The 24,252-nt window shown below is 69.4% G+C and carries 19 protein-coding genes; 8 read left to right on the top strand and 11 right to left on the bottom strand.

Features of this window, described 5'->3' with window-relative positions:
• Position 1 precedes the first annotated feature (1 nt).
• From D4739_RS07095 to D4739_RS07075, 5 genes are all read right to left on the bottom strand, one after another.
• Positions 2–2,233, bottom strand: coding sequence for an acyl-CoA dehydrogenase family protein (locus D4739_RS07095; protein ID WP_120059914.1), 2,232 nt, complete (start codon positions 2,231–2,233; stop codon positions 2–4).
• Between the two features lie 46 nt (positions 2,234–2,279).
• Entirely contained in the window at positions 2,280–3,149 is an 870-nt protein-coding gene (locus D4739_RS07090) for an SDR family oxidoreductase (protein ID WP_120059913.1), read from the bottom strand.
• A 32-nt stretch (positions 3,150–3,181) separates the two neighbouring features.
• Positions 3,182–4,090, bottom strand: coding sequence for a MaoC/PaaZ C-terminal domain-containing protein (locus D4739_RS07085; protein WP_120059912.1), 909 nt, complete (start codon positions 4,088–4,090; stop codon positions 3,182–3,184).
• 32 nt (positions 4,091–4,122) lie between these two features.
• Positions 4,123–4,557, bottom strand: coding sequence for a type II toxin-antitoxin system Rv0910 family toxin (locus D4739_RS07080; RefSeq protein WP_120059911.1), 435 nt, complete (start codon positions 4,555–4,557; stop codon positions 4,123–4,125).
• A gap of 156 nt (positions 4,558–4,713) precedes the next feature.
• A complete protein-coding gene (locus D4739_RS07075) occupies positions 4,714–5,916 on the bottom strand; it encodes a lipid-transfer protein (protein WP_120059910.1) in 1,203 nt (400 codons plus the stop codon).
• Between the two features lie 117 nt (positions 5,917–6,033).
• Between D4739_RS07075 and D4739_RS07070 the strand changes: the two genes are divergently transcribed.
• The 3 genes from D4739_RS07070 to D4739_RS07060 all read left to right on the top strand — a co-directional run bounded on the left by D4739_RS07070 (position 6,034) and on the right by D4739_RS07060 (position 9,571).
• Entirely contained in the window at positions 6,034–6,729 is a 696-nt protein-coding gene (locus tag D4739_RS07070) for a TetR/AcrR family transcriptional regulator (protein WP_120059909.1), read from the top strand.
• Between the two features lie 101 nt (positions 6,730–6,830).
• Positions 6,831–8,438, top strand: a complete 1,608-nt coding sequence (locus tag D4739_RS07065) for an AMP-binding protein (protein WP_120059908.1) — start codon at positions 6,831–6,833, stop codon at positions 8,436–8,438.
• Entirely contained in the window at positions 8,438–9,571 is a 1,134-nt protein-coding gene (locus D4739_RS07060) for an alpha/beta hydrolase (protein ID WP_120059907.1), read from the top strand. Before D4739_RS07065 ends, D4739_RS07060 begins: the two co-directional genes overlap by 1 nt.
• On the opposite strand, the gene D4739_RS07055 is transcribed toward D4739_RS07060, so the two are convergent.
• The 6 genes from D4739_RS07055 to D4739_RS07030 form a co-directional block, all read right to left on the bottom strand.
• Positions 9,568–10,536: an AurF N-oxygenase family protein gene (locus tag D4739_RS07055; protein WP_120059906.1), complete on the bottom strand. Its 969-nt coding sequence runs from the start codon at positions 10,534–10,536 to the stop codon at positions 9,568–9,570. The genes D4739_RS07060 and D4739_RS07055 overlap by 4 nt on opposite strands.
• 162 nt (positions 10,537–10,698) lie before the next feature.
• On the bottom strand, positions 10,699–11,406 hold the full coding sequence (locus D4739_RS07050; protein ID WP_182920336.1) for a TetR/AcrR family transcriptional regulator: 708 nt from the start codon (positions 11,404–11,406) through the stop codon (positions 10,699–10,701).
• Between the two features lie 23 nt (positions 11,407–11,429).
• Positions 11,430–13,049, bottom strand: coding sequence for an FAD-dependent oxidoreductase (locus D4739_RS07045; protein WP_120059904.1), 1,620 nt, complete (start codon positions 13,047–13,049; stop codon positions 11,430–11,432).
• Positions 13,050–14,045, bottom strand: a complete 996-nt coding sequence (locus tag D4739_RS07040) for an AurF N-oxygenase family protein (RefSeq protein ID WP_120059903.1) — start codon at positions 14,043–14,045, stop codon at positions 13,050–13,052.
• Between the two features lie 9 nt (positions 14,046–14,054).
• Complete coding sequence (locus tag D4739_RS07035) at positions 14,055–15,557, bottom strand: flavin-containing monooxygenase (protein WP_120059902.1); 1,503 nt, start codon at positions 15,555–15,557, stop codon at positions 14,055–14,057.
• Positions 15,558–15,719: 162 nt separating this feature from the next.
• A complete protein-coding gene (locus D4739_RS07030) occupies positions 15,720–16,541 on the bottom strand; it encodes an alpha/beta fold hydrolase (RefSeq protein ID WP_120059901.1) in 822 nt (273 codons plus the stop codon).
• A gap of 246 nt (positions 16,542–16,787) precedes the next feature.
• Between D4739_RS07030 and D4739_RS07025 the strand changes: the two genes are divergently transcribed.
• The 5 genes from D4739_RS07025 (at position 16,788) to D4739_RS07005 (ending at position 24,067) form a co-directional block, all read left to right on the top strand.
• Positions 16,788–17,627, top strand: a complete 840-nt coding sequence (locus tag D4739_RS07025) for an SDR family NAD(P)-dependent oxidoreductase (RefSeq protein ID WP_120059900.1) — start codon at positions 16,788–16,790, stop codon at positions 17,625–17,627.
• Positions 17,628–17,662: 35 nt separating this feature from the next.
• The gene (locus D4739_RS07020; RefSeq protein ID WP_120059899.1) at positions 17,663–18,127 is read left to right on the top strand and encodes a SixA phosphatase family protein; all 465 of its coding nucleotides are present in this window, start codon (positions 17,663–17,665) and stop codon (positions 18,125–18,127) included.
• A 70-nt stretch (positions 18,128–18,197) separates the two neighbouring features.
• Positions 18,198–19,394, top strand: coding sequence for an MFS transporter (locus tag D4739_RS07015; RefSeq protein ID WP_238473550.1), 1,197 nt, complete (start codon positions 18,198–18,200; stop codon positions 19,392–19,394).
• Complete coding sequence (locus D4739_RS07010) at positions 19,391–20,665, top strand: MFS transporter (RefSeq protein ID WP_120059898.1); 1,275 nt, start codon at positions 19,391–19,393, stop codon at positions 20,663–20,665. Before D4739_RS07015 ends, D4739_RS07010 begins: the two co-directional genes overlap by 4 nt.
• Positions 20,666–20,803: 138 nt before the next feature.
• Positions 20,804–24,067, top strand: coding sequence for a (Fe-S)-binding protein (locus D4739_RS07005; protein WP_238473549.1), 3,264 nt, complete (start codon positions 20,804–20,806; stop codon positions 24,065–24,067).
• Positions 24,068–24,252 lie beyond the last annotated feature (185 nt).

The following is a 24,252-nucleotide window of genomic DNA, read 5'->3' as shown; positions in this document are numbered from 1 at the left end:
CTCAGGCTCCCTTGATTTCCGCGTCACGCGGCAGGCCGAGCATGCGCTCGCCGATGAGGTTGAGCTGCACCTCGGTGGTGCCGCCGTAGATGGTGGTGGCACGGCCCGCGAGCAGCTGCTCGAGCGCGTGGTCGGTCGGAGCGCCGGGCACCGAGTAGGCACCCGCGACGTCCAGCTCGGCCGTGATGAACTCGGCGATCTTCTGGCTGATCCCCATCGCGAGCAGCTTGTTGACGCTGGCAGTGGTGGAGCTGTCCGAGCCGAGGAGCTGTTTGAGGACGATCCGGTTTCCCATCACGTCGATCGCCTGCGACTCCGCGACGAGCTCGCCGAGCTGGAAGCGGGCGACGGTGCTGAGGTCCCGGTCGTTGGCGAAGCGCAGGAGGTCACGGTCGTTGGCGTAGGCGTCCATCTTCCCCGAGAGGGCGACGCGCTCGCTGGCCAGCGCCGTGCGCGTGACCTTCCAGCCGTTGTCGACCTGGCCGACGACGTACTTGTCCTCGATGAAGACGTCGTCGAAGAAGACCTCGTTGAAGAGCGCCGAGCCCGTCATCTCCTTGAGGGGACGGACGTCCACGCCCTCCTTCGACATGTCGAGGAGGAAGTAGGTGATGCCCTCGTGCTTGGGAGCGGTGGGGTTGGTCCGGGCGATGAGGATGCCCCAGTCGGAGAACTGCGCCATTGACGTCCAGATCTTCTGGCCGTTGATCCTCCAGCCGCCCTCGACCTTGGTCGCCTTCGTCTGGAGCGACGCGAGGTCGGAGCCGGACCCCGGCTCGGAGAAGAGCTGGCACCACATCAGCTCGCCCCGCAGGGTCGGGATCGCCAGCTCCTCCTTCAGCTCCTCGGAGCCGTGGCCCACGATCGAGGCCAGCGCCCACACGCCGATCAGCAGGTTGGGCACCTGGATGCCTGAGGCCTTGAGCTCCTGGGCGATGACGATCTGCTCGAGCGGGCCGGCGGACCGGCCGTAGGGCTTGGGGAAGTACGGCAGCACCCAGCCGCCGTCGCCGAGGGCCAGGAAGCGCTCGTCGTCGTCCTCGATCGCGGCGATGACGTCGAGCTCGGCCCGGACCTGCGCACGGATCGCCTCGGCCTCCGCGGGCAGCTCGATCTCGAGGGCGCGGACGTTGCCGGCGATCGCGTCGTCGGCGACGCGGAGCGCGCGCGCCTCCCGGGTGCCGAGCAGGCCGCGGAGAGCGAGGGCGCGGCGGTAGTAGAGGTGGGCGTCGTGCTCCCAGGTGAAGCCGATGCCGCCGTGGGCCTGGATGCAGTCCTGGGTCACGGTGACGGCCAGGTCGGGTACGACGACCGCGGCGACGTTGCCTGCGAAGTCAGCCGAGTCGTCACCCTTGTCGATCGCGGCGGCGGCGTCCCAGACGGCGGCGCGCGACTGCTCGAGGGCGATGCCCATCCAGGCGCACTTGTGCTTGATGCCCTGGAACTGCCCGATCGGACGCCCGAACTGCACGCGGATCTTGGCGTACTCGGACGCCGCGGCGACGGACCAGGAGATGACACCGGTCGCCTCGGCGCCGAGGACGACAGCGGCGATGGAGCGGGCGCGCTCGGCGGTGAGGCCGGAGAGCACGTGGCTGGACGGAACGACGAGGTCGGTGAGGGTCACCCGTGCTGCGCTGCGGAGGACGTCGACGCTGTCCTGGGGCGTGATGGTGGCGTCGCCCGCCTCGACCGCGATCCAGCGGACGGCACCGTCAACGGCGACGGGAAGGACGAGCAGGTCCGCGACGTCGCCTGCTGCGACACCGTCCCAGGTGCCGCTGACCTTCAGGCCTCCGGCCCCGGCGCCATGACTCTCCGCAACGGGCAGCGCCGAGGTCTCCGGCGCAACGGCCGCGAGCGTCGTACCGTCGATGAGGGCGGGGATCAGCGCGGTCGCCTCTCCGCCTGCGGCCTGCAACAGGGCCGAGGCGAGCACCGTCGGGGTGAACGCCCCCGGCAGTGCATGCCGGCCGACGGCCTCGAGTGCGACAGCCAGGGTGGTGAGCCCGCCACCCGAACCTCCGAGCTCGTCGGAGATGTGGAGCCCCAGGAGCTCGTAGTCCACGAGTGACTTCCAGAACGGCGGGTACTTCTCGGGCTTTTTCGCCTCCACGATCGCCCGGATCGCGTCGGCGGTGAAGATACTCTCCGCAAGGTCGGCGACGGCAGTCGCGAGGTCGATGTGCTCCTCGATGATGCCGAGTCCGAGCTCGTAGTTCTGGCGGGCCATGTGCGGGTCTCCTGAGGGGATGGTGCAGCTGATGATCGGGCGGGCGTCAGCCCAGGCGGTCCGCGAGGTCCGCGATCTCCCACGGACCCTCGGACTCGATGGCCGACACCTCGTGCCAGCCCTCCATCTCCTGGATGACGCCACCCTGCACGGCGAAGAACTTGCCGTTGAGCTTGCAGTCGGCCGCGGCGAGCCGGGCGATCAGCGGGGAGATGTTGGAGGGGTGCCAGGCGTCGAACTCGCCCTCGGGCACTTCCTCCGCGAAGATCGCGCCCATGCCGGGAGTGGCCAGGGTGAGCCTGGTGCGGGCGATCGGGGCGATCACGTTGGCGCGTACGCCGTAGCGGTCCAGCTCGTCAGCGGCAACGAGGGTCAGCGCAGCAACGGCAGCCTTGGCGGCGCCGTAGTTGGCCTGGCCTGCGTTGGGCATGAAGGTGCCGGACGCGGAGGCGGTGTTGATGATCGAGGCCTCGACCGTCTTGCCTGCCTTCGTCTGCGCCTTCCAGTACGCCGCGGCGTGGTGGATCGGCGCAGCGGTGCCCTTGAGGACGACAGCGATGACGGCGTCCCACTGGTGCTCCTCGATCGCCGGGATGAACGCGTCGCGCAGGATGCCGGCGTTGTTGACCAGGATGTCGAGCCCGCCGAAGGTGTCGACCGCCTGCTTCACCAGCGCCTCGGCACCGGCCCAGCTGGAGACGTCGTCGGTGTTGGCGACGGCGTGCCCACCGGCCGCGACGATCTCGTCGGCCACCTGCTGTGCCGGGCCGGCGTCCGAGCCGCTGCCGTCGTTGGCGCCACCGAGGTCGTTGACCACGACGGAGGCGCCCTCGCGAGCGAGGAGGAGAGCGTGCTCACGGCCGATGCCGCGACCCGCGCCGGTGACGATGGCGATGCGTCCGTCAAGAGTTCCCATGGGAGATGTCCTTCTGTGTGGTTCGGAGGGGGTCAGGCCGTGAAGACGGCGAGACCGTCGCGGATGACGAGGTCGTCGCCGACGGAGGTCTCGAAACCGACGGCGCGGTCGCCGTCGGACAGGTCAGCGGTGGCCGGGATGTCCCAGAAGCGGGTGGTGATGTCCTGCCCGGGAAGGACCGGCTTCGCGAAGCGGACCGCGAAGCGCTTGAGGCGCGTGACGTCGCCGTCGACGAAGGACTCCAGCGCGGCCCACGAGGTGAACGCCATCGTGCACAGGCCGTGGTTGATGATGCCCGGCAGGCCGGACATGATCGCGATCTCCTCGTCGAGGTGGATCGGCATCGGGTCGCCCGAGGCCGGGGAGTAGCGGAACGTCTGGTCCTCGTCGACGTGCGCGGTGACCTCGGCGACCGGCTCGCCGGCCGTCAGCGCGGCCTCGAGGGAATGTCCCGGGGCGAGCTCGCCGACGGTCTGGCCGGCGTCCACGCCGCGGAAGAACGCAGTGATGAACTGCTCGTTGACCAGGACGTCGTCCTGGTTGCGGGTCTCTGCCTTGACCACGACCGTCGAGCCGGTGCTCAGCGCGGCGTACCCGGTCGCGCGGGCGCGGCAGGTGAGGACGTCGCCGGGCTTGATCGGTGCGTGGAAGTGGAAGTCCTGCTCGCCGTGGACGAGCTTCATCAGGAGCTCGACCGGTGCGACCTCGAGGGCGGCCGGCGCCATCGAGAAGAAGGTGGGAACGACCGCGAAGACGGGCGACGCGATCTCGCCGTTGCGGTGACCCTCGATCGGGTCGTTGGTCGCGGCGGCGTACTCCGCGATGCGCTCACTGGTGACCTCGAAGACCACGTCCTCGGTCCACTCGCCGATGCCGTCGTCGTTGAAGGTGACGGGCTTGCTCGACCGGGGAGCCTTCGGGGTCTCGGTGCTGGTGCTCATCGCGGAGTACGCCTTTCGCTGCAGGGGAGGAATCAGGCGGAGACGAGCTCGGCGAGCTTCGCGAGCGACTTCTCGAGGTCGGCCTGGGTGTTCTTGGCAACCGCCTTGCCGATCGGGCCGACGATCATGGTGCCGTTGAACTCGGCGTCGATCGTGGCCTCGGAGCCGCCGTCGGCCGGGGCGACGGACATGACGAACTTGATCTTCACGCCGGCCATGCCCGCGCCCTCGATGGTCATCGACACGGGGAGGTTGGCGTCGGTGACCGTCCACTCGATCTTGTTGGCCATGCCCATGACCGAGACGACCTCGGTGATCTGGGTGCCGACGGTGATCTCCGTGGGCAGCTCGGACTTCCAGGACTGGTGGATGGTGAGCCAGTTCTCGAAGTTGCTCAGGTCGGACAGCGCTGCGAACGCGGCGTCCGGGGCGACGGGGAGGGCCTGGGTGACGGAAACGCTAGCCATGGGTGTTGCTCCTTGGTGTGGGTGATGGGCGATGCGGAGGGGGCGTGCATCGGCGCCGGGCGGCAGGGGCGCCCGGCACCGGGACCGGTCAGGCCGGCCGACTTCGTCGGCGGCTTGTGCGCTCGCCGAACAGACGCAAGCTCGCTGCTCACTCGCTTACTGCGCCTTGCGGTACGCGGACACGACGACAGCACCGCCGAGGCCGATGTTGTGCTGCAGTGCGACGCCGCCGGGCTGCGCGGCGCGCTCGACCTGACGTGCGTCGGCGGTGCCGCGCAGCTGCCAGGTGAGCTCGGAGCACTGGGCCAGGCCCGTGGCACCGAGCGGGTGGCCCTTGGAGATCAGGCCACCGGACGGGTTGACGACCCAACGGCCGCCGTACGTCGTGTCGTCGTTGTCGACGAGCTTGCCGCCCTCGCCGTCGGCGCAGAGGCCGAGCGCTTCATAGGTGATCAGCTCGTTGGCAGAGAAGCAGTCGTGCAGCTCGATCACGCTCACGTCGTCGGGCGTGATGCCGGCCTGCTCGTAGACCTGGCGTGCCGCTTCACGGGACATCTCCTTGCCGACGAGCGACTGTGCGGAGTTGTCGGTGAAGGTGCTCTCCATGTCGGTGACCATCGCCTGGCCGATCATCTCGACCGCCTGGTCGCCGAGGCCGTGCTTGTCCACGAAGGCCTCACTGGCGAGGATCACCGCACCCGAGCCGTCGGAGGTGGGCGAGCACTGGAGCTTGGTGAGCGGGCTGTAGATGACGGCCGAGTTCTGGATCTCCTCCAGCGTGTATTCCGTCTGGAACTGCGCGTAGGGGTTGTTCACCGAGTGCTTGTGGTTCTTGTAGCCGATCTTGGCGAAGTGCTCGAGCGTCGTGCCGTAGCGCTCCATGTGCTCGCGACCAGCAGCACCGAACATGTACGGCGCGGGCGGCATCGCGAACTCCTGGAGCTCGGCGAGCGCCATGAGGTGGTCCATCATCGGGTTCGTGCGGTCATCGAACTGCGACATGAGCGAACCCGGCTGCATCTTCTCGAAGCCGAGGGCGAGCGTGCAGTCGTAGAGACCGCCACGGATCGCCTGCGCGGCAAGGTAGAGCGCCGTGGAACCGGTCGAGCAGTTGTTGTTGACGTTGGTGATCGGGACACCGGTCCTGCCGAGCTCGTAGACGGCGCGCTGACCGGAGGTCGAGTCGCCGTAGACGTAGCCGACGTGGACCTGCTGGACCTGGTCGTAGGCGATGCCGGCGTCGTCGAGCGCCTTGGTGCCCGCCTCGCGGGCCATGTCCGGGTAGTCCCAGTCCTTCGACCCGGGCTTCTCGAACTTCGTCATGCCGACGCCGACGACGTAGACCTTGCTGCTGGCCATCGAAAGGGCCCTCCGTTGCTCGGGCGACCGCAGAGCGATCTGTCTTGGACGCGTTGTCTCAGACAAAAGTAGGTTGGACATGGTGTCCAGTCAAGGACTCGGTCTAAGGTTTCTCGCATGACCCAGGCATTGGACGCTCCGACGTCGGCGGACGGTCGCGACCGGCGCTGGGACGACCACCGCCAGGAGCGACGGGCCCGCCTGATCTCGGCAGCCATCACCCTCATCGATCGCGACGGCAGCGATGTGGGCGTCGCGGCCATCGCCGCCGAGGCCGGCATTCCGCGCTCGGTCGTCTACAAGCTCTTCCGCGACCGCGAGGACCTGGACGAGCAGATTCGCGGGCAGATCATCGACGAGATGACCGCAGCCCTGGCTCCCCTGCTGGTGCCCCGCGCGACGCTGCGCGAGATGATTCGCGTCGCCGTCACGACGTACGTCGGCTGGGTCACCGCGCACGCCAACCTGCACCGATTCATCGGCAGCGGCTCCACGACCCGTCCGACACCGGGATCACCAGCCATCACGGGAGGCAAGACCGCCTTCTCGCAGAGCGTCGTCGCCCTGGTCAACGCCCTGATCCCCCAGATGACCCATGGCGCAAAGCTCCCGCGCGGCTCCGCGGAGAACCTCGCCTTCGCACTCACCGGCATCACCGACAGCGTGGTCAACCGCTGGCTGCTGGCCGGGCGGAGCCGGAGCTCGAAACGAGACCTGTGCCGGTTCCTCACCGCAGCGTCATGCTCGGTCGTCGAGAGCGCCTCGACACTCGCCGGCATCGACATCGACCTGGACGCGCCCGTCCCGCTCTGACGCACTCGTCCATCGGCTCGGCGTGAGACACATTACTTGGACAGCCTGTCCTGCCTAAAAGTATTCTGGACACCTTGTCTGCCTGTTGACCGAGGAGTCCCGTGAAGACACCCCTGGCCCGGGCTGCGCTCGAAGCCCGCTCGCTGGTCGCGCTCGCCCGCGCCGGAGCACTCCCCGTGACCGCGCCCCACCTGCTGCCGTCCATGGCACTGACCGCTGCGCAGTACGGCCCCTTCGGCGCCGCACCCCGGTTGGCGGCAATGCGTCACCCCAACCGTCCGGCGATCGCCGACGAGCGGGGCCAGATCAGCTACCGCACGCTGGACGAGCAGGTGAACCGCCTGGCGAACGTGCTGCGCGACCGCTACGAGCCCGGCCAGACGCTCGGCATCCTGTGCCGCAACCACCGCGCTCCGCTCATCGCTGCCTTCGCGGCGTCGCGCGCCGGGCTCAACACCGTCTGGCTGAACACCGCCTTCTCCGCGCCCCAGGCAGCCGAGGTCGCGGCGCGTGAAGGCATCAACCTCCTCGTCCACGACGCGGATCTCGCTGCGGTTGCCGCAGACGTCGTCGCCGACAAGCTCGTCACCGACATCACCCAGCGCACCGACGAGCTCGACGAGCTGATCGCGACGGGCTCACCGACCACGCCGCCGCCGCCGGCCCGCCCCGGCCGCCTGGTCCTCCTGACCAGCGGCACGACGGGCACGCCGAAAGGCGCTCCCCGCACGGAACCGCGCGGCTACACGCTGCCCGGCAGCCTGCTCGACCGCATGCCGATGCGCAGCGGCGGCGCCACCGTCATCGGCCCACCGCTGTTCCACGGCACCGGCCTGATCATGACGCTGCTGACGATCGCCACCGGTTCGAAGGTCGTGCTTCGCCGCCACTTCGACCCCGAGCAGTTCCTCGGCGACATCGCGCGCAACCGCGCCGACACCGTCTGTGCGGTGCCCGTCCTGCTGCAGCGCACCCTCGCGCTGGGGCAGGAGACGATCGCCCGCTACGACACCTCCTCGCTCCGCATCGTCTTCTGCTCCGGAGCGGCCCTCCCCGCCGCAGTCTCCGCGGCGTTCCAGGACCAGTTCGGCCCGGTGATCTACAACCTCTACGGCTCGACCGAGGTGTCCGTCGCGACGCTCGCCACCCCGGACGTCGTCCGCGACCACCCGACCTCAGTGGGCCTTCCCGCGCTGGGCAGCCGGGTCGCCATCCTCGACGAGGCCGGTCGCCGCGTGCCCCAGGGCGAGCGCGGGCGGATCTTCGTCGGCACCGTGACGCCCTTCGAGGGCTACACCGGTGGAGGCGGCAAGGAGATCATCGACGGCATGCTCGCCACCGGCGACGTCGGCCACTTCGACCGCGCCGGCCTGCTCTACGTCGACGGACGCGACGACGACATGATCGTCTCCGGCGGCGAGAACGTCTTCCCTGCCGAGGTGGAAGAGCTGCTCGTCGCGCACCCCGCCGTCCACGAGGTGGCAGTCGTCGGTGTCGAGGACGAGGAGTTCGGCCGTCGCCTGCGCGCGTTCGTCGTTCTGCTGCCGGGCGCCCGCCTCGAGGCAGACGAGGTCCGCACCCACGTCCGCGAGAACCTCGCCCGCTACAAGGTGCCCCGCGACGTGATCTTCCTCGACGAGCTTCCCCGCAACCCCACCGGCAAGGTGCTCAAGCGCACGCTCGTGACCTGGGACCAGGACAACGCCTGATGACCATCGAGACCACCTCCCCCACCCCGGGCACGCGCAACTCCCGGCGCCCGAGCCGATCGGCGATCGCGCGCCGGATCGCACGCAACGCCTGGGGCGTCTCCTGGCTGGGCGACGGCGTCGAGCCGAGCCGCCCGGCCCCGACCGAGGTCCTGTACACCGAGGACCACGCCACCGTGGCGCGAGTGGCCCCGCACAGCGGCCAGACAGGGAACCCGGTGCTCCTGGTGACGCCGCTCGCGGTCCCCGTCAGCTGCTGGGACCTGCGTCCCGGCCAGAGCCTCGCCGCGCACCTGGCAGGGGTCGACGCCCGCACCTCGGTGGACGCCGGCCGACCGACGTACACGATCGACTACGGGCAGATCACCTTCGCTGACCGCGGCATGGGCTTCGAGGACTGGGTCGGCGACATCCTGCCGACCGCTGTCCTCCGGATCTCCGCCGAGCACGGCGGAGCACCCGTGCACCTCGTCGGCTGGTCACACGGCGGCACGATGTCGTTGCTGCTCGGCGCCCACGCACCCGACCTGCCGATCGCCTCGATCAGCACCCTCGGCACACCGACCGACTACCGCCTCAACCCGACGTACGCCGGCATGCGGCTGATCTCCTCGCTGGTGGGACCCGCGCCGCTCGTCGCTCCGGCGCAGATGATGGGCGGCATCCCGGCACCGTTGACCCAGCGGATGTACCGGTGGATGTCCCCGATGCGCGAGGTCACCAAGCCCTGGACGCTGGCGAGCAACCTCGGCCGCACCGAGGTGTTGGCCCGCATCGGAGCGAACGACCGCTTCGTGGCCTCGATGCCCGGCTACCCGGGCCGGTTCATCAACCAGTCCTTCACGCTGCTTGTTGCCCGCAGCGAGCTGGCCGCGGGCGTGGTCCACCTGCGCGAGGACTTCGTGGTCCGGATGGAGAGGCTCAGGGCGCCGCTGCTGCTCATCGGCAGCGCTCACGACACCCTGGCCAACGCCGCGTCGGTCGAAGCCGGCGTCCGCGCCTACCCGTCGGCGAAGGTGCGCTTCCACGGGGTCAGCGGCTTCAGCCACCTCGGCCTGATCGCGTCGCCGCGCGCCGCCGTGGAGACGTGGCCCGAGATCCACCGCCACCTCGCGGAGCACGACAGCCGTTAGGCAGCCGTGCGGGCGGGCTCGCTGCGGAAGCGCGCGGGCCGGCCATCGATCCGCATCCACCGCCAGATCCAGCGGGTCCGGCTGTTGCGCAGGCCGGTCTCGTCCGCGAGGAACCGCACGTCAGCCATCAGGTCGCGCAGCTGCTGCTGCCCGTCGGGCGAGTCCCAGAAGATCTCCTTCATCACCCTCCGCGGGATGCCGTAGCGCTTGCGGAACTCACGCGACGGAATCGCGATGACGTCGCACAGGATCCGCATCACGAGCGGGTAGACGACCGCGAGCAGCGCCCGGCGCCAGCGCGGCAGCCGCGGCGTGTGGTGGGCGATGAACTCGTGGGCGAAGGAGATGTGACGCGCCTCCTCGGCCACGTGGATCTGCATGATCCGCGCCATCACGGGGTGGCCCTGGTCGCCGGAGCGCAGGATCGCCTTCTGCAGGTGGTCGATCGGCTCCTCGCCGGCGAGGATGCCCGTGAAGAAGATCTCCGGGAGCAACCGGCCGAAGACGGGCAGCACCGACTGCACGATGCGGAACCAGCGCGGGGCACCGGGGGCGTCGACGCCGGTGCGGTTCACCGCCTCCTGGAACATCTGGATGTGGTGGGTCTCCTCGGTGACCTCGTGCATGAGGTAGCGGAACTCCGGCGACCCGTTCGGCACGTCCATGAGGTACTCGAGGACGCCCTTGATCAGCACGTTCTCGAACTGCCAGCCGACCTTGCAGATGTTGACGAGCCGGGCCATGCCGATCTCGATCTGCCGGTCCTCGGGAAGCGCCTGGTACCACGGGTGGCGCCCGAGCGGGTCGATCTCGGGGAGGATCCAGCGGCGGTCGCCGGGCACCACGGCGTACGCCGGGTCGTCCCACGGGATGTCCTTGAACGCGTTGAACGAGACGCGGACCGAAGCCTCGGAAAGGGTCCGCAACTTCTCGTCGTAGCTCTGCTCATCGTGCACGGTGGTCATCCATGCCTCCTCGTCGACAGCGGTCGAAATGACCGCACTCCCTAGATGTCTGATACGCAGTGTCTAACATATCTAGGGATGCCCACTCACGCCATGGGTGCGCGCGAGAAATCGCCGGACGACCGACATGCGGCGCCCGCCGGAGTGGCGCGTCCGGGGAGTTCAGTCCTGGACGGCGGTCGCGGCGAAGAGGTCCATGACCGGGACGGTCGGGTCGAGCTCGAAGCCGAACATCCGGGCCTGGTCGTCGATCTGGAGCCACATCGACCGGTGCAGCATCGCCACGAGTGCGTCGACGCCCGGCGCGCGCTCTGCACGGCGGACCCACGACGAGACCGTGCCACGCACCTGCCCGATGATTCCGAACGTCAGCAGCTCGATTGCTGCCTGCTCCTCGTCGTCGAACTCGCGACCGAGCGCCTGGGCGGCGAAACCGATCACCGCCGAGATCTGGTCGGCGATGGACTGGGTGAGTGCGAGCAGCTGGCTCTCCTGGCCATCACCGAGCTCGCGCTCGCCCCACACGTAGAGGTTGGCGTGCTCGTCGACCCAGCCGACGAAGCCGCGGAGCGCCCGGTCGATGATCTCGTCGATGCTGCCTTCGAGGGTGATGTTCAGGATGACGGCATCAGCGATCATCGAGACGATGTGGCCGCGCACCGCCCGCTGAAGCCCCGCGCGCCCCTCGAAGTGCCGGTAGAGGACGGTGCGCACCAGGCCTGCAGCGTCGGCGATCTGCTGCAGGTTGATCTCCGCGCCCGGCGGCGCCTCCTCGATCGCGGCGACCGCAGCGTCGAGAACAAGGAGTCGTCGTTCGGCCCGGTGCTCGTCCCAGCGGACGGCACGGCCATCAATCCGCGGGAGTGGCACGCACCCCACCCTAGTCGCGCCGGTCAGCGTCGACCCAGCGCCACGAGCGGCCTCTTCCTCGGTGTCTTCCTGAGCGTGGACTCGACCACTGCGGCAGCGGTCAGCGACTCACGGTCCAGCAGCTTGACGCGCGGACGGCCGGCGGCGGCCCCGGCGCTGCGCTCGGCGGCGTCGATCGCCCGCCAGCCGCGCTCGCTGATCTCCTGCGGAAGCCGCTCGATCACGGTCTCGGGCGCCGTGAGCAGTCCGGCGTCGAGATCGAGGAGCAGTGACGCGACGGTCTCCTCGGAGCAGGACTTGTTGGTGCCGAGGAAGCCGGTCGGTCCGCGCTTGATCCAGCCCGCGACGTAGACGCCGGGCTCGACGCGTCCGGCGTCGTTGGGTACGACGGCGCGCTGGTCGTCGAACGGCAGGTGCTTGACGGGGGTCGCGCGGTAGCCGATGGCGCGCAGCACGAGCCCGGTCGGGAGCACCTCGGTCTCGTCGGCGAGCACGGCGCGGCCGTCGACGACGGTCGTCCGGGCGACCTCGAGTCCCTCGACCGCGTGCTCGCCGACGATGCGGACGGGCGCGGTGTTGAACCGGAGGACGATGCGGCGCAGGCCGGGGCGCGGGTCGCGGGCAGCCAGGTCGGCAAGGATCCGGGTCTTCTCGGAATTGACCTCGACATCGCCTTCGACGACGACATCGATCTCGTCGATGCCGGCCAGCCCGATCAGCTCGGGCAGCGTGAACGCCGCCTCCGCAGGTCCGCGCCGACCGAGCACGACGACCTCACGGATCGCGCTGTCCCGCAGGGCGGCGAGCGCGACGTCGGAGATGTCGGTGTCCGCCAGGCGCTCGGGATCGAGCGACAGGATGCGTGCCACGTCGAGCGCGACGTTGCCGTTGCCGATGACGACAGCGCGGTCCGAGCCAACGGGGTAGGACTTGCCGGCCTGGTCGGGGTGGCCGTTGTACCAGGCGACGAAGTCGGTCGCGGAGACGCTGCCGGGCAGCTCCTCGCCGTCGACGCCCAGACGCCGGTCGGTGGCTGCGCCGACGGAGTAGATCACCGCGTCGTACGCCGCGCGGAGCTGCGCGTGGGTCACGTCCTCGCCGACGTGCACGTTGAGGCGGTAGCGGAAGCCGTCCTCGCGCTCGATCTTGTCGAAGAGCCCCACGACCTGCTTGGTGTGCTGGTGGTCGGGGGCCACGCCGTAGCGCGCGAGACCGTGCGGCGTCGGCAGCCGGTCGAAGACGTCGACCGAGACGCCGGGGTGCTTGAGCAGCTCGTCGGTGGCGTACAGGCCGGCCGGACCGGCACCGACCACGGCCACGCGCAGCCCGGCAGCATCCACGTGCGGCTTCTTGGCGACCGCAGCCAGGATCGGGCGATCGGCGTGCGGATTCTCCTTGTAGTACGCGGCGTTGATCTCGATGAACGGCAGCTGCGCATCGGTGAGCTTGGTGTGCGGCTGGAGCGCGGCGGCCGGGCAGGCCGTCGCGCACGCACCGCAGTCGACGCAGGCGACCGGGTCGACGTAGAGCATCTCCGCGGTCGCGAATCCGGGCTCACCAGGCGTCGGATGGATCGCGTTGACCGGGCACGCGACGACGCACGCGGCGTCGCTGCAGCAGGACTGGGTGACGACGTACGGCACTCAGGCCACCTTGGTGCTCGCGCCGTGGCTGTGGCCGCCGCGCTCGTGGACCTCACCGCGGAAGCGAGCCGGGCGACCATCGATGCCGAGCAGCTTCCACAGCGGGCGGGTGACCCGGTTGCGGACGCCGATGTTCTCGGCCAGCATCCGCAGGTCGGAGAAGGTCTCGGAGAGCAGCTCGGTGCCCTGCGGGCTCTTCCAGTACACGTCCTTGATGACGGAGCGCGGGATGCCGAGCTCGCGGTAGGAGGACCGCTGCGGGGTCAGGATCATGTCGCACATGAGGCGGTAGACGACCGGCGTGAGGACACCGAGAAGGCCCTTGCGGATGGCGCCCATGTCGTCGGCCCGCTCGGTGAGGTAGCGGTGCGCGAACGAGATGTGACGCGCCTCCTCGGCGACGTGGATCGACACGATCCGCTTCACCAGCGGGTGCATCTCCCAGCCGCTGCGCAGGATCATCTTCTGCGCGTGGTCGATCGGCTCCTCGCCGCCGAGCACGAGCGTGAAGAAGAACTCCGGGAAGAGCGTCGCGAAGGACGGGATCAGCATCTGGAGCGGCATCGTCTTGGTCCAGCGGCGCATGCCCGGGGGGTTGACGCCGGCCCGGTTGACGTACTCCTGGAACATCTGGGTGTGGTGGGTCTCCTCGGTCGCCTCGTGGGTCACGTAGCGGTACTCCGGGGAGCCGTTGGGCAGGTTGTAGACGTACTGCATGAGGCCGCGGATGAGGAGGTTCTCGAACTCGAGGCCGACCTTCATCATCTGGCCGATCATCCAGAAGCCGATCTCCTTCTGGCGCTCCTCGGACAGGCCCTGGTACCAGGCGTGGCCACCCAGCGGGTGGGCCGTCGGGAGGATCCAGCAGTCGGCCGCAGGGTCGATGACGTTGGCCGGGTTGTCCCAGTCGATGTCCTCGAAGGCGTCGAAGTGCAGGCGCACCGAACCCTCGGAAAGGGTCTTCAGGGCCTCGTCGTAGGTCTGCTCGATGGTCATGCGTCCTCCTCAGACGGCCGCGGCTGCGGCAGGGATCCGGTCGATGGCGGACGACTCGCTGCCGAACAGCAACGCAGAGTCGTCGATGGCGCCACGCCGCAGGAGCGGGGCGTCCTTGAAGTAGTCGTTGAAGATCCGCCACGGCGCACGCTTGCCCTGTCGGGGCATCACGGCGTCACCGCGCTGGATGTATCCGGAGCGCATCGAGTCGCCCATGACCGACGTGGTGTCGTGGTCCTCGGGGCTCGCGAGCGGGACCACGGTGGTGTGACCGCGCTCGTCCATGTGCTTGATCAGGCGGGAGAAGTACGTGCTGGCCAGGTCGGCCTTCAGCGTCCACGACGCGTTGGTGTAGCCGATCACGAACATCGCGTTGGGCACGCCCTCCATCAGGACGCCCTTGTAGAGCATGCGGTCGTGGGTGCTGATCGCCTCGCCGTCGATCTCGATCGCAGCGCCGCCGGCGAGCTGGATCTGCAGGCCGGTGGCGGAGACGACGATGTCGGCCGGGATCTCCTCACCCGAGCGGGTGCGGATGCCGGTCGCGGTGAACGTCTCGATGTGGTCGGTGACGATGCTCGCCTCGCCGCGGCGCAGCACGCGGAACAGGTCGCCGTTGGGCACCACGCACAGCCGCTCGTCCCACGGGTTGTACGACGGGGTGAAGTGCTTCATGTCCACCGTGCCGCGCAGCTGGGCGCGGACCATGCCGAGCAGGACCTTGCGCGCCAGCTTCGGCTGCGAGCGGCAGATCTTGTAGAGCGCCTGCTGCAGCACGATGTTGCGCAGGCGGCCGGACCGGTAGATCAGGGCCGAGGGCACGTGCAGCCTGGTCAGCGGCGACGCCACGGGGTCGGCCGCCGGCACCGGCATGATGTACGACGGGGAGCGCTGCAGCATCGTGACGTGCTCCGCGAGCGGCGCCATGGACGGGACCAGGGTGATCGCGGTCGCGCCACTGCCGATGACCACCACGCGCTTGCCGGTGTAGTCGAGGTCGGAGGGCCAGAACTGCGGGTGGACGATCTGCCCGCCGAACGAATCCTCGCCCGGGAACTCGGGCCGGAACGCCTGGTCGTAGTTGTAGTAACCGGTCGCGCCGATGAGGAAGCGCGCGGTCCAGACCTCGGCCGCGCCGTCAACAACCGCCTCGACGGTCCAGAGGTTGTCGGCCGACGACCAGTTCACCCGGGTGACGTGGCGGCCGAAGTGGATGTGCTCGGTGACGCCGAACTCGGCGGCCGTGTCGGCGACGTACTGCTTGATGCTCGGGCCGTCGGCGAGCACATCGGTGCCGACCCACGGGCGGAAGCCGTAGCCGAACGTGAGCATGTCCGAGTCGGAGCGGATGCCCGGGTAGGTGAAGAGGTCCCAGGTGCCACCGATCGCGGCGCGGCGCTCGAGGATCGCGAACGACGCCCCGGTCTCCTCGCGGATCAGGTGACAGGCAGCACCGATGCCGGACACGCCCGCGCCGATGATCAGCACGTCGAGGTGTCGGTTCTCAGTCATGGGTTCTCTCCGGAGTATCAGGGACATCGTGTTTCAGAAAAGTTACCAAGTACATCGCGTAGCGGATACCCAAACGAGGTGAGACGCTGCGCACACCCACGCTCCGGCGCCCGCCTCGACCGACCAGCCCGGGCGATCAGTCCGGCTGCTCAGCTCGGCTGCTCAGCCGACCTGGGCCACGAGTGGCGCCGCCGCCAGCAGCGGACCGGAGCTGCCCTCGAGCAGCACGTTGGCGATGAGGCGCGGGCGGTCGGACATCGGCACGTGTCCGCAACCACGCAGCCAGACATGGGTGGCATCGGGCATGAGCTGACGCGCACGGCCCGCCTGATAGGTGCGGAGCACGTAGTCACGCTTGCCCCAGGCGATCGTCACGCGCACGTCATCGGGCACGCCTTCGGGATCGAAGGAGTAGGCCTGACCCAACAGGTTCTTCAGGGCCGGCCGGGCCCGCAGCATGGACCGCAGGTCGCCGATCGCGGCCTCGGCGCTCATGCGACGCGGGTGCGCCATTGCCCACGACATCATCAGCGCGCGGCCGGGCGCCGTGCGCGCGAGGATCGGAGCGACGTGCTGGCTGTAGCCGGCCGCCACGACCACGGTCTTGAAGATCCGCTCGATGTAGGCGAAGTCCTGCTCGTCCTCCCAGAAACCGGCCGGCGACAGCGCGGTCACACTGCTCGCACGGCCGTCAACCGCGGCCTCGAGCGCGATCAGGCCACCGAGCGAGTTGCCCGCGACGTGCGGGCGCTCCAGCCCGAGCTCGGCGTGGAACGCCTCGAGCTCGTCGCGGAGGTAGTCCTTCGCCGAGCGCCCGCGCGGCGCGAAGGCAGGCGACTGCCCGTGGCCGGGGAGGTCGACGAGGATCACCTCGCGGTGCGGGGCCAGGAGGTCGACGACCGGATACCAGGCCTGGCGACGGTGCCCGAGGCCGTGCACCAGCAGAAGGGGCGGACCTTCACCGATTCGCTCGTGTGCGAGCACAGCTCCTCCTGAGTTTCTGGACACCTGACCAGGTTGATCGGACTCCGCGAAGTAAACAGCGATCCGCCGGGACCCACAAGGGTTTCCGATACACCGCGTCCCGCTCACATTGCAGATGAGACGCGTGACCGTGTGCAATGTGACGCGCGTCGCACCAACTCGATGGCACAAGTTCCTCTCGCCTGACACGCTGTGCGCGCACGCCCCACACCGCCGCAGCGCTCGCCACCTCCGAAGGAAACAGCCGTGAAGACACTCCAGGACAAGGTCGTCGTCATCACCGGAGCCGGCTCCGGCATCGGTCGCGCGCTGGCACTCGAGGCCTCCCGCTCGGGCGCGCTGCTGGCGCTCTCCGACGTCAACGAGGCCGGGCTCGCCGAGACCGCCGAGCTCGCCACCACGGCCGGCTCTCCCGAGGTGCGCACCGACCGCCTCGACGTGGCTGACCGCGCCGCGTTCGCGGCGTACGCGTCTGCTGTGGCGGAGCACTTCGGCCGCGTCAATGTCGTCATCAACAACGCGGGCGTGGCACTGGCCGGCAACTTCGAGGAGATGTCCTACGAGGACTTCGACTGGATCGTCGGGATCAACTTCTGGGGCGTCGTGCACGGCACGAAGGAGTTCCTGCCGCACCTGATCGCGTCCGGCGACGGCCACATCGTCAACATCTCGTCGCTCTTCGGCCTGCTGTCGATCCCGGGCCAGAGCGCCTACAACGCCACGAAGTACGCCGTCCGCGGCTTCAGCGAGGCGCTGCGCGAGGAGATGCTGATCAGCAAGCACCCGGTCGGCGTGACCGTCGTGCACCCCGGTGGCATCAAGACCGAGATCGCCCGCAACGCCCGCGTCACCGAGAGCGAGGACAAGGACGCCACCGCCAAGGTGTTCGACAAGCTCGCGACGATGGGCCCCGACAAGGCCGCGAAGATCATCCTCAAGGGCGTCCGCAAGAACCAGGCGCGCGTGCTCGTCGGGCTCGACGCCCACGCGCTCCACGCCTTCGCGAAGTTCAGCGGTTCGCGCTACCAGGACATCGTGGCGCTGAGCTCGAAGCAGATGCTGAAGGCGACCAAGAAGAAGCCTTGACCGGGAGTTCATCTGGTCATGGCACCCTGTGCCGCGTGAAGACGCTGATCGTGGTCCGGCACGCGAAGTCGGACTGGGCCGGAGACGAGCCGGATCGTGAGCGACCGCTCGGCAAGCGCGGCCGACGCCAGGCCCCTGAGTCGGGTTCCTGGATCGCTGCGCACCACCCCGTGATCGACCTGGCCGTGGTCTCCCCCGCGGTCCGCGCCGCGACCACGTGGGACCTGATCGCGGGTGAGCTGGCCACGCCACCGCCGATCTCCCTCGACGAGCGCGTGTACGCCGCGTGGGACCACGAGCTGCTCGCGGTCATCCGCTCGCTGCCCACGTCCTTGAGCACGGTGGCGCTGGTCGGGCACAACCCCGGCGTCGAGGCGATCGTCGAGGCGCTGACCGGGACCTACGCGCCGATGCCGACCTCGTGCGTCGCCGTGATCGAGCTGACTGCCTGGGATGCACCGTCGGGCAAGCTGCTCGCCCATGGGCGTCCACCCGTCTGAGCCGGAGCCAGCTGTCCCACCGGGCTGACAAATCACCGGGGACCCGGGCGCGCCGAAGGACAATGGACCGGTGCCCCAGTCCGCCGTCGCCGCCCGCGAGATCAGCGACGGCCGCCGCTGGGCGATGCTCGGCGTCAGCACCGCAGCACAGGCCGCTGCTGCGGTCACGATCCACGGACCGGCGTTCCTGATCCCGGTCCTGGTCGCGCGCCGGGGACTGACACTGACCGAGGCCGGGACCGTCGCCGCGATGTCGATGATCGGCGTGGTCTGCACGCTCGTGCTGTGGGGCGTCGTCGTGGACAGGCTCGGGGAGCGTGTCGCGCTCCTCGCGGGCCTCGGCCTGACCTGCCTGGCCGGGGTGGGTGCCGCGCTCACCGACAGCACTCCGGCCCTGGCGATCGCACTCTTCTGCGCCGGAGCCGCCGCCGCGAGCACCGCGAGCGCGAGTGGCCGGGTGGTGGTGGGCTGGTTCCCGCCCGAGCGGCGCGGCCTGGCGATGGGGATCCGGCAGATGGCCCAACCGGCCGGCGTCGGCATCGCCGCCATCTCGATCGCGGTCCTCGCGGACGAGCACGGCATCTCGGTTGCTCTGGCTGTGCCGGCGATCGCGGCTGCCGTCGCCGCCGCCGCGGTCTTCGTCGTGGTGATCGACCCACCCCGCCCGGACCGCGCCACCAGCCCGGCCCCGAACCCCTACCGCGCCGACTCCTACCTCCGGAAGATCCACACCTCCTCGGTCCTGCTGGTCGTGCCGCAGTTCCTGGTCTGGACCTACGCGCTCGTCTGGCTGCTGGACGACCGCGGTTGGGAGCCCGCCGCCGCTGGCGCGCTCGTTGCCGGCACCCAGGTCCTCGGAGCCCTCGGCCGCATCGCCTCCGGCCAGCTCTCCGACATGGTCGGCGGGCGCATGCGTCCGCTGCGCTGGATCGCGATCGCGGCCTCGCTCACGATGGCACTGCTCGGGCTCACGGCCTGGCTGGGCTGGACCGTCTCGATCGCGCTCCTCGCCCTCGCCACCATCGTCACGGTCGCGGACAACGGCCTTGCGTTCACTGCCGTCGCCGAGCGGGCCGGGCCGTTCTGGAGCGGGCGCTCACTCGGCGTACACAACACGGCGCAGTACGTCACCGCCGCGATCTGCGCCCCCGCCGCGGGCGCCACGATCACGCTGCTCGGCTACCCGGCGACATTCGCCCTCGCTGCGCTCTTCCCGATGCTCGCGATCGGGCTGGTGCCGGTCCGGCAGGAGCGACCGCTCACGTGAGCCGCTTCCTCGCTGACACCCGGCCGCTGCGCAACGCCCACTTCCGGCGGCTCTGGACGGCCAACGTCATCACCGTCATCGGTGCCCAGCTCACGGTGGTCGCGGTTGCGGCACAGATCTACGCGATCACCGGCTCCTCGGCGTACGTCGGGTTGAGCGGCCTGTTCGGCCTGGTGCCGCTGATCGTTTTCGGCCTGTGGGGCGGCGCGCTCGCCGACCACTTCGACCGCCGGACGATCCTCATCGTCACGACCCTTGGCCTGATCCTCACCAGCGCCGGGTTCTGGGCGCAGGCGGCGCTCCACCTCGAGAGCGTGTGGTTCCTGCTCGGGCTCTTTGCGGTGCAGCAGGCGTTCCTCGCGGTCAACCAGCCGGCTCGGTCGGCCGCGCTGCCACGGCTGCTCCCCGCTGACCTCCTGCCCGCGGCGAACTCGCTCAACATGACCCTGCTGATGGCCGGCGGCATCGCCGGCCCGCTGATCGGCGGAGCGCTGATCCCGCCGCTCGGCTTCGCCTGGCTCTACGGCATCGACACGCTGACCCTGCTCGCCACACTCCGCGCAGTGGTGCTGCTCCCCCGGCTCCCCGTCGAAGGCGTCACCGTCTCGCCCGGGCTCCGTTCCGTGATCGGCGGCTTCACCTACCTGGCGACCCAGCCGGTGCTGATGATGTCGTTCGTCGTCGACCTGATCGCGATGGTCTTCGGCATGCCACGCGCGCTCTTCCCGCAACTCGCGCACGAGCAGTTCGGCGGCCCGACGGGCGGCGGTCTCGCCTTCGCGCTGCTCTTCGCCGCCATCCCGATCGGCGCGGTCGTCGGCGGCGTCTTCTCCGGCTGGGTCTCCCGCGTACGCCGTCAGGGGCTCGCCGTCGTGATCGCCGTCGTGGTCTGGGGCGTGGCCATCACCGGCTTCGGACTTGCCTGCGCGGCCGCGTCACCCGGCGCCTCGATGATCTGGCTCGCGATCGCCATCGCCTGCCTGATCGCAGGAGGAGCCGCCGACATGTCCTCTGCTGCATTCCGCACGAGCATGCTGCAGTCGGCTGCCTCCGATGCGGTCCGCGGACGACTCCAGGGTGTCTTCATCGTCGTCGTGGTGGGAGGTCCCCGGATCGCCGACGTGGCCCACGGCAGTGCAGCAGGACTGGCCGGAGCGCCCGCGACGGCCGCAGCGGGCGGCGTACTCGTGGTGATCCTCACGCTGGCGGCAGCCCTGGCCGTGCCGTCCTTCCTCCGATATCGGCTGGTGACGGGCGAAAACCGGGCCTGACCTGCGACTTAGGGTTACCTAAGCAAGGAACGTCACGGAAACAAGACCATTCCGTGGCATGGAAATCTCGGGGATACGCGCCGGTAGGATGCCGACAGCCCGCGCCATGGGCCCTGTCTCGTGAGGAGCTTTTCCTTCATGTCATCCATGTCCCTGATGCAGATCATCGCCATCGTGGTGAGCCTGTCCGTCAGCGTCGTCGCTGTTGCGATGACGACCCGTGCCGTCCGCGCGATGCTCAAGGTGCTCAAGGTCGGCCAGTCGGCCTCCGGCCGCACCGACCGGCCCGTCGCCCGCGGACTGAACATGCTCAAGGAGACGTTCCTCCACACGCGCATGCTCCAGATCTGGTGGGTCGGCGCGCTGCACTGGTTCGCCTACATGGCGTTCCTGATCCTGTCGACGGCAGTCATGCAGGGCTTCTTCCAGCTCTTCAAGCCGGACTTCGCGTGGCCGATCATCGGCCACTTCTTCCTCTTCGAGTGGGTCTCCGAGTTCATCGGCCTCCTCGGCGCGCTGGCGATCATCCCGCTGGTCATCTACCGCCTCTGCAAGCGCCCCTCGCGCAACCCGTCGCGCTCGACCCGCTTCTACGGCTCGACGATGTGGCAGGCGTACTTCGTCGAGGCGATGGTCTTCTTCGAGTCGATCGCGATCCTCTTCATCCGTGGCGCGGAGTACAACCTGATCCAGGCCCACGGCGGCGAGCACGCCGACCAGGCCAGCGGCTTCCACTTCCCGCTCGCGCAGTACTTCGCGAACCTCTTCCCGACCGGCCACGAGAACATCGGCGCGATCGAGGACTGGATCTTCGTCATCGCGATGCTCAAGATCACCTCGGCCATGGTCTGGCTGATGGTCATCTCCTCCAACCTGACGATGGGTGTCGCCTGGCACCGCTTCACCGCCTGGTTCAACATCTTCTTCAAGCGTGAGTCGTCCGGCCGCACCGCGCTCGGCGCCGCCAAGCCCCTCACCTCGGGCGGCAAGGCGATCACCCTCGAGGACATCGACGACCTCGACGAGGACTCGGTCCTCGGTGTCGGCTCGATCGAGGACTTCTCCTGGAAGGGCATCCTCGACTTCACGACCTGCACCGAGTGCGGTCGTTGCCAGTCGCAGTGCCCCGCCTGGGCGACCGAGAAGCCGCTCTCCCCGAAGCTGATGATGATGGGCCTGCGCGAGCACGCCTACGAGAAGGCCGCCGGTGCCCCCGGTGCCGCCGACCGCGTGCTGGTCGGCTCCGCCCCTTCGGTCGAAGGCCATGTCGAGGACGCCCAGGACTGGTTCTACAACCCCGAGGGCGGCGACTTCGTCATCGACGCCGACGCCCTGTGGTCCTGCACCAACTGTGGCGCCTGCGTCCAGCAGTGCCCGGTCGACATCGAGCACGTCGATCACTTCATCGACATGCGCCGCTACCAGGTGCTCGTCGAGTCGAACTTCCCCGCGGAGCTCAACGGCCTGTTCAAGGGCCTTGAGAACAAGGGCAACCCGTGGAACATGAACCCCAACGCGCGCATGGACTGGGCGCAGGGCCTCCCGTTCGACGTCAAGGTCGTCGGCGACGACATCGAGGACCTGGACTCGGTCGAGTGGCTGTTCTGGGTCGGCTGCGCCGGTGCCTATGAAGACCGCGCCAAGAAGACCACCCGCGCTGTCGCGGAGCTGCTCGACATCGCCGGCGTCAGCTTCGGCGTACTCGGCAACGGCGAGACCTGCACCGGTGACTCCGCTCGCCGCGCGGGCAACGAGTTCGTGTTCCAGGGCCTGGCCCAGCAGAACATCGAGACGTTCAAGGAGTTCAAGGTCAAGAAGGTCGTCTCGACCTGTGCCCACTGCTTCAACACGCTCAAGAACGAGTACAAGGACCTCGGCATCGAGCTCGAGGTCGTGCACCACACCCAGCTGCTCAACCGCCTCGTGCGCGAGGGCAAGCTGACGCCGGTGGCGACGGGTGAAGGCGCCCACCAGCGCTCGATCACGTACCACGACCCCTGCTTCCTGGGTCGGCACAACCAGGTCTACACGCCCCCGCGCGACCTGCTCGAGATCCTTCCCGGCGCCAACGTCATCGAGATGGAGCGGACCAAGGAGAAGTCCTTCTGCTGTGGCGCCGGCGGCGCGCGCATGTGGATGGAAGAGACCATCGGCGAGCGCATCAACGTCAACCGCACCACGGAAGCCGTGGGCACTGGCGCTGACCAGATCGCCGTCGGCTGCCCGTTCTGCCGCGTCATGCTGGCCGACGGCCTGACCAAGCTCCAGGCGGACGGCGACGCCCGCACGGAGGTCGAGGTCCTCGACGTCGCGCAGATGCTGCTCGCGTCGGTCAAGGGCGAGCAGGCGACGAAGTACAAGCCGGGCGAGGCGCCCGTCGAGGCCCCTGCGGCCGCTCCGGCCGCTCCGGCCGCCAAGGCTGACGCTGGTACGCCGGCTGCTGCCGCATGTGCTGCTCCGGCTGCAGCTGGGTCTTCGCTGTTCGGTGACGCGCCTGCTGCTCCAGCTGCTCCGGCTGCTGGCGGGTCTTCGCTCTTCGGTGACGCGCCTGCTGCTCCGGCAGCTCCGGCTTCGGGTGGTTCGCTCTTCGGCGATGCTCCTGCTGCTGAGCCGGCTGCGCCCGCAGCTCCAGCCTCGAGCGGCTCGTCGCTCTTCGACACCCCGGCGCCAGCTGCCGAGCCGGCCAAGCCTGCTCCGGGTGGCTCGCTTTTCGACACGCCTGCTCCCGCTGAAGCAACTCCGGCCGCTCCCGCAGCCCCGGCTGCTGGTGGCTCGCTCTTCGACGTGGCTCCGACGGAACCGGCCGCACCGTCGGCCCCCGCGGCGCCGAAGGCCGAGGCGAAGCCGGCTGCTGATCTGGGCATGGGCGGGTCGCTGTTCGACATCGCGGCTCCCGCTGTTCCGGCTCCCAAGGCCGAGGCGGCCCCCGCCGCGGAGTCTCCGGCTGCTGCACCCGCGGCTCCGGCCGCTCCCGCTGCCGAGGCCCCTGCTGCTCCCGTGGAGACAGCTTCCGCTGTGGACGCTCCGGCGGCTCCTGCCGCCCCGGCTGTCGACATCAACGCTGGCGGGTCGCTCTTCGACATCCCGGCTCCGGCCGCTGCTGCTCCGGCTGCCGCTGCTGCCCCGGTGGCGGCTCCCGAGGAACCCGCTGCTGAGGTCGTCGAGGAGTCGGCGCCCGAGGTTGCAGAAGAGCCCGAGGCCGTCGCGGAGGCTCCGGCCGACGCGCTTGCCGAGGACCCGGAGACGATCCTGGACGCGGACGACGCGCCTGCTGCCGAGGCTCCTGCCCCGGCTTCAGCGCCCGAGGCCGAGACGGCCGACGCCCCGAAGTCGAGCGGTGCGACGAACACGCCCCGCACCGACGCGGACATCCACGGAGCATCGTCGCTGTTCGACCTCTGATCAGCTCCACACGAGCGGCCGTCCCGGGCAATCGGGGCGGCCGCTCGCCATTGCGCGTGGGGCCAACGTGCCCGGGACCGTCGATCCGGGCCCAGCACGCCGCCACCACCGGGGCCTAAACCCCCGGGGCCGTCGGTCCGGGCCCTACGCACCGCCGCCACAGCCCGCCGGGGTACTGCCGCAAC

Source organism: Nocardioides cavernaquae, from assembly GCF_003600895.1.
Taxonomy (GTDB): domain Bacteria; phylum Actinomycetota; class Actinomycetes; order Propionibacteriales; family Nocardioidaceae; genus Nocardioides; species Nocardioides cavernaquae.
Note: the sequence above shows the minus strand (reverse complement) of the source record. Positions and strands in the feature narration are given on the sequence as shown.

What these genes read in the sequence shown, in the direction of transcription:
- D4739_RS07095 (WP_120059914.1), bottom strand. Translation starts at nt 2,233, where the DNA reads ATGGCCCGCCAGAACTACGAGCTCGGACTCGGCATCATCGAGGAGCAC.
- D4739_RS07090 (WP_120059913.1), bottom strand. Translation starts at nt 3,149, where the DNA reads ATGGGAACTCTTGACGGACGCATCGCCATCGTCACCGGCGCGGGTCGC.
- D4739_RS07085 (WP_120059912.1), bottom strand. Translation starts at nt 4,090, where the DNA reads ATGAGCACCAGCACCGAGACCCCGAAGGCTCCCCGGTCGAGCAAGCCC.
- D4739_RS07080 (WP_120059911.1), bottom strand. Translation starts at nt 4,557, where the DNA reads ATGGCTAGCGTTTCCGTCACCCAGGCCCTCCCCGTCGCCCCGGACGCC.
- D4739_RS07075 (WP_120059910.1), bottom strand. Translation starts at nt 5,916, where the DNA reads ATGGCCAGCAGCAAGGTCTACGTCGTCGGCGTCGGCATGACGAAGTTC.
- D4739_RS07070 (WP_120059909.1), top strand. Translation starts at nt 6,034, where the DNA reads ATGACCCAGGCATTGGACGCTCCGACGTCGGCGGACGGTCGCGACCGG.
- D4739_RS07060 (WP_120059907.1), top strand. Translation starts at nt 8,438, where the DNA reads ATGACCATCGAGACCACCTCCCCCACCCCGGGCACGCGCAACTCCCGG.
- D4739_RS07055 (WP_120059906.1), bottom strand. Translation starts at nt 10,536, where the DNA reads ATGACCACCGTGCACGATGAGCAGAGCTACGACGAGAAGTTGCGGACC.
- D4739_RS07040 (WP_120059903.1), bottom strand. Translation starts at nt 14,045, where the DNA reads ATGACCATCGAGCAGACCTACGACGAGGCCCTGAAGACCCTTTCCGAG.
- D4739_RS07035 (WP_120059902.1), bottom strand. Translation starts at nt 15,557, where the DNA reads ATGACTGAGAACCGACACCTCGACGTGCTGATCATCGGCGCGGGCGTG.
- D4739_RS07005 (WP_238473549.1), top strand. Translation starts at nt 20,804, where the DNA reads ATGTCATCCATGTCCCTGATGCAGATCATCGCCATCGTGGTGAGCCTG.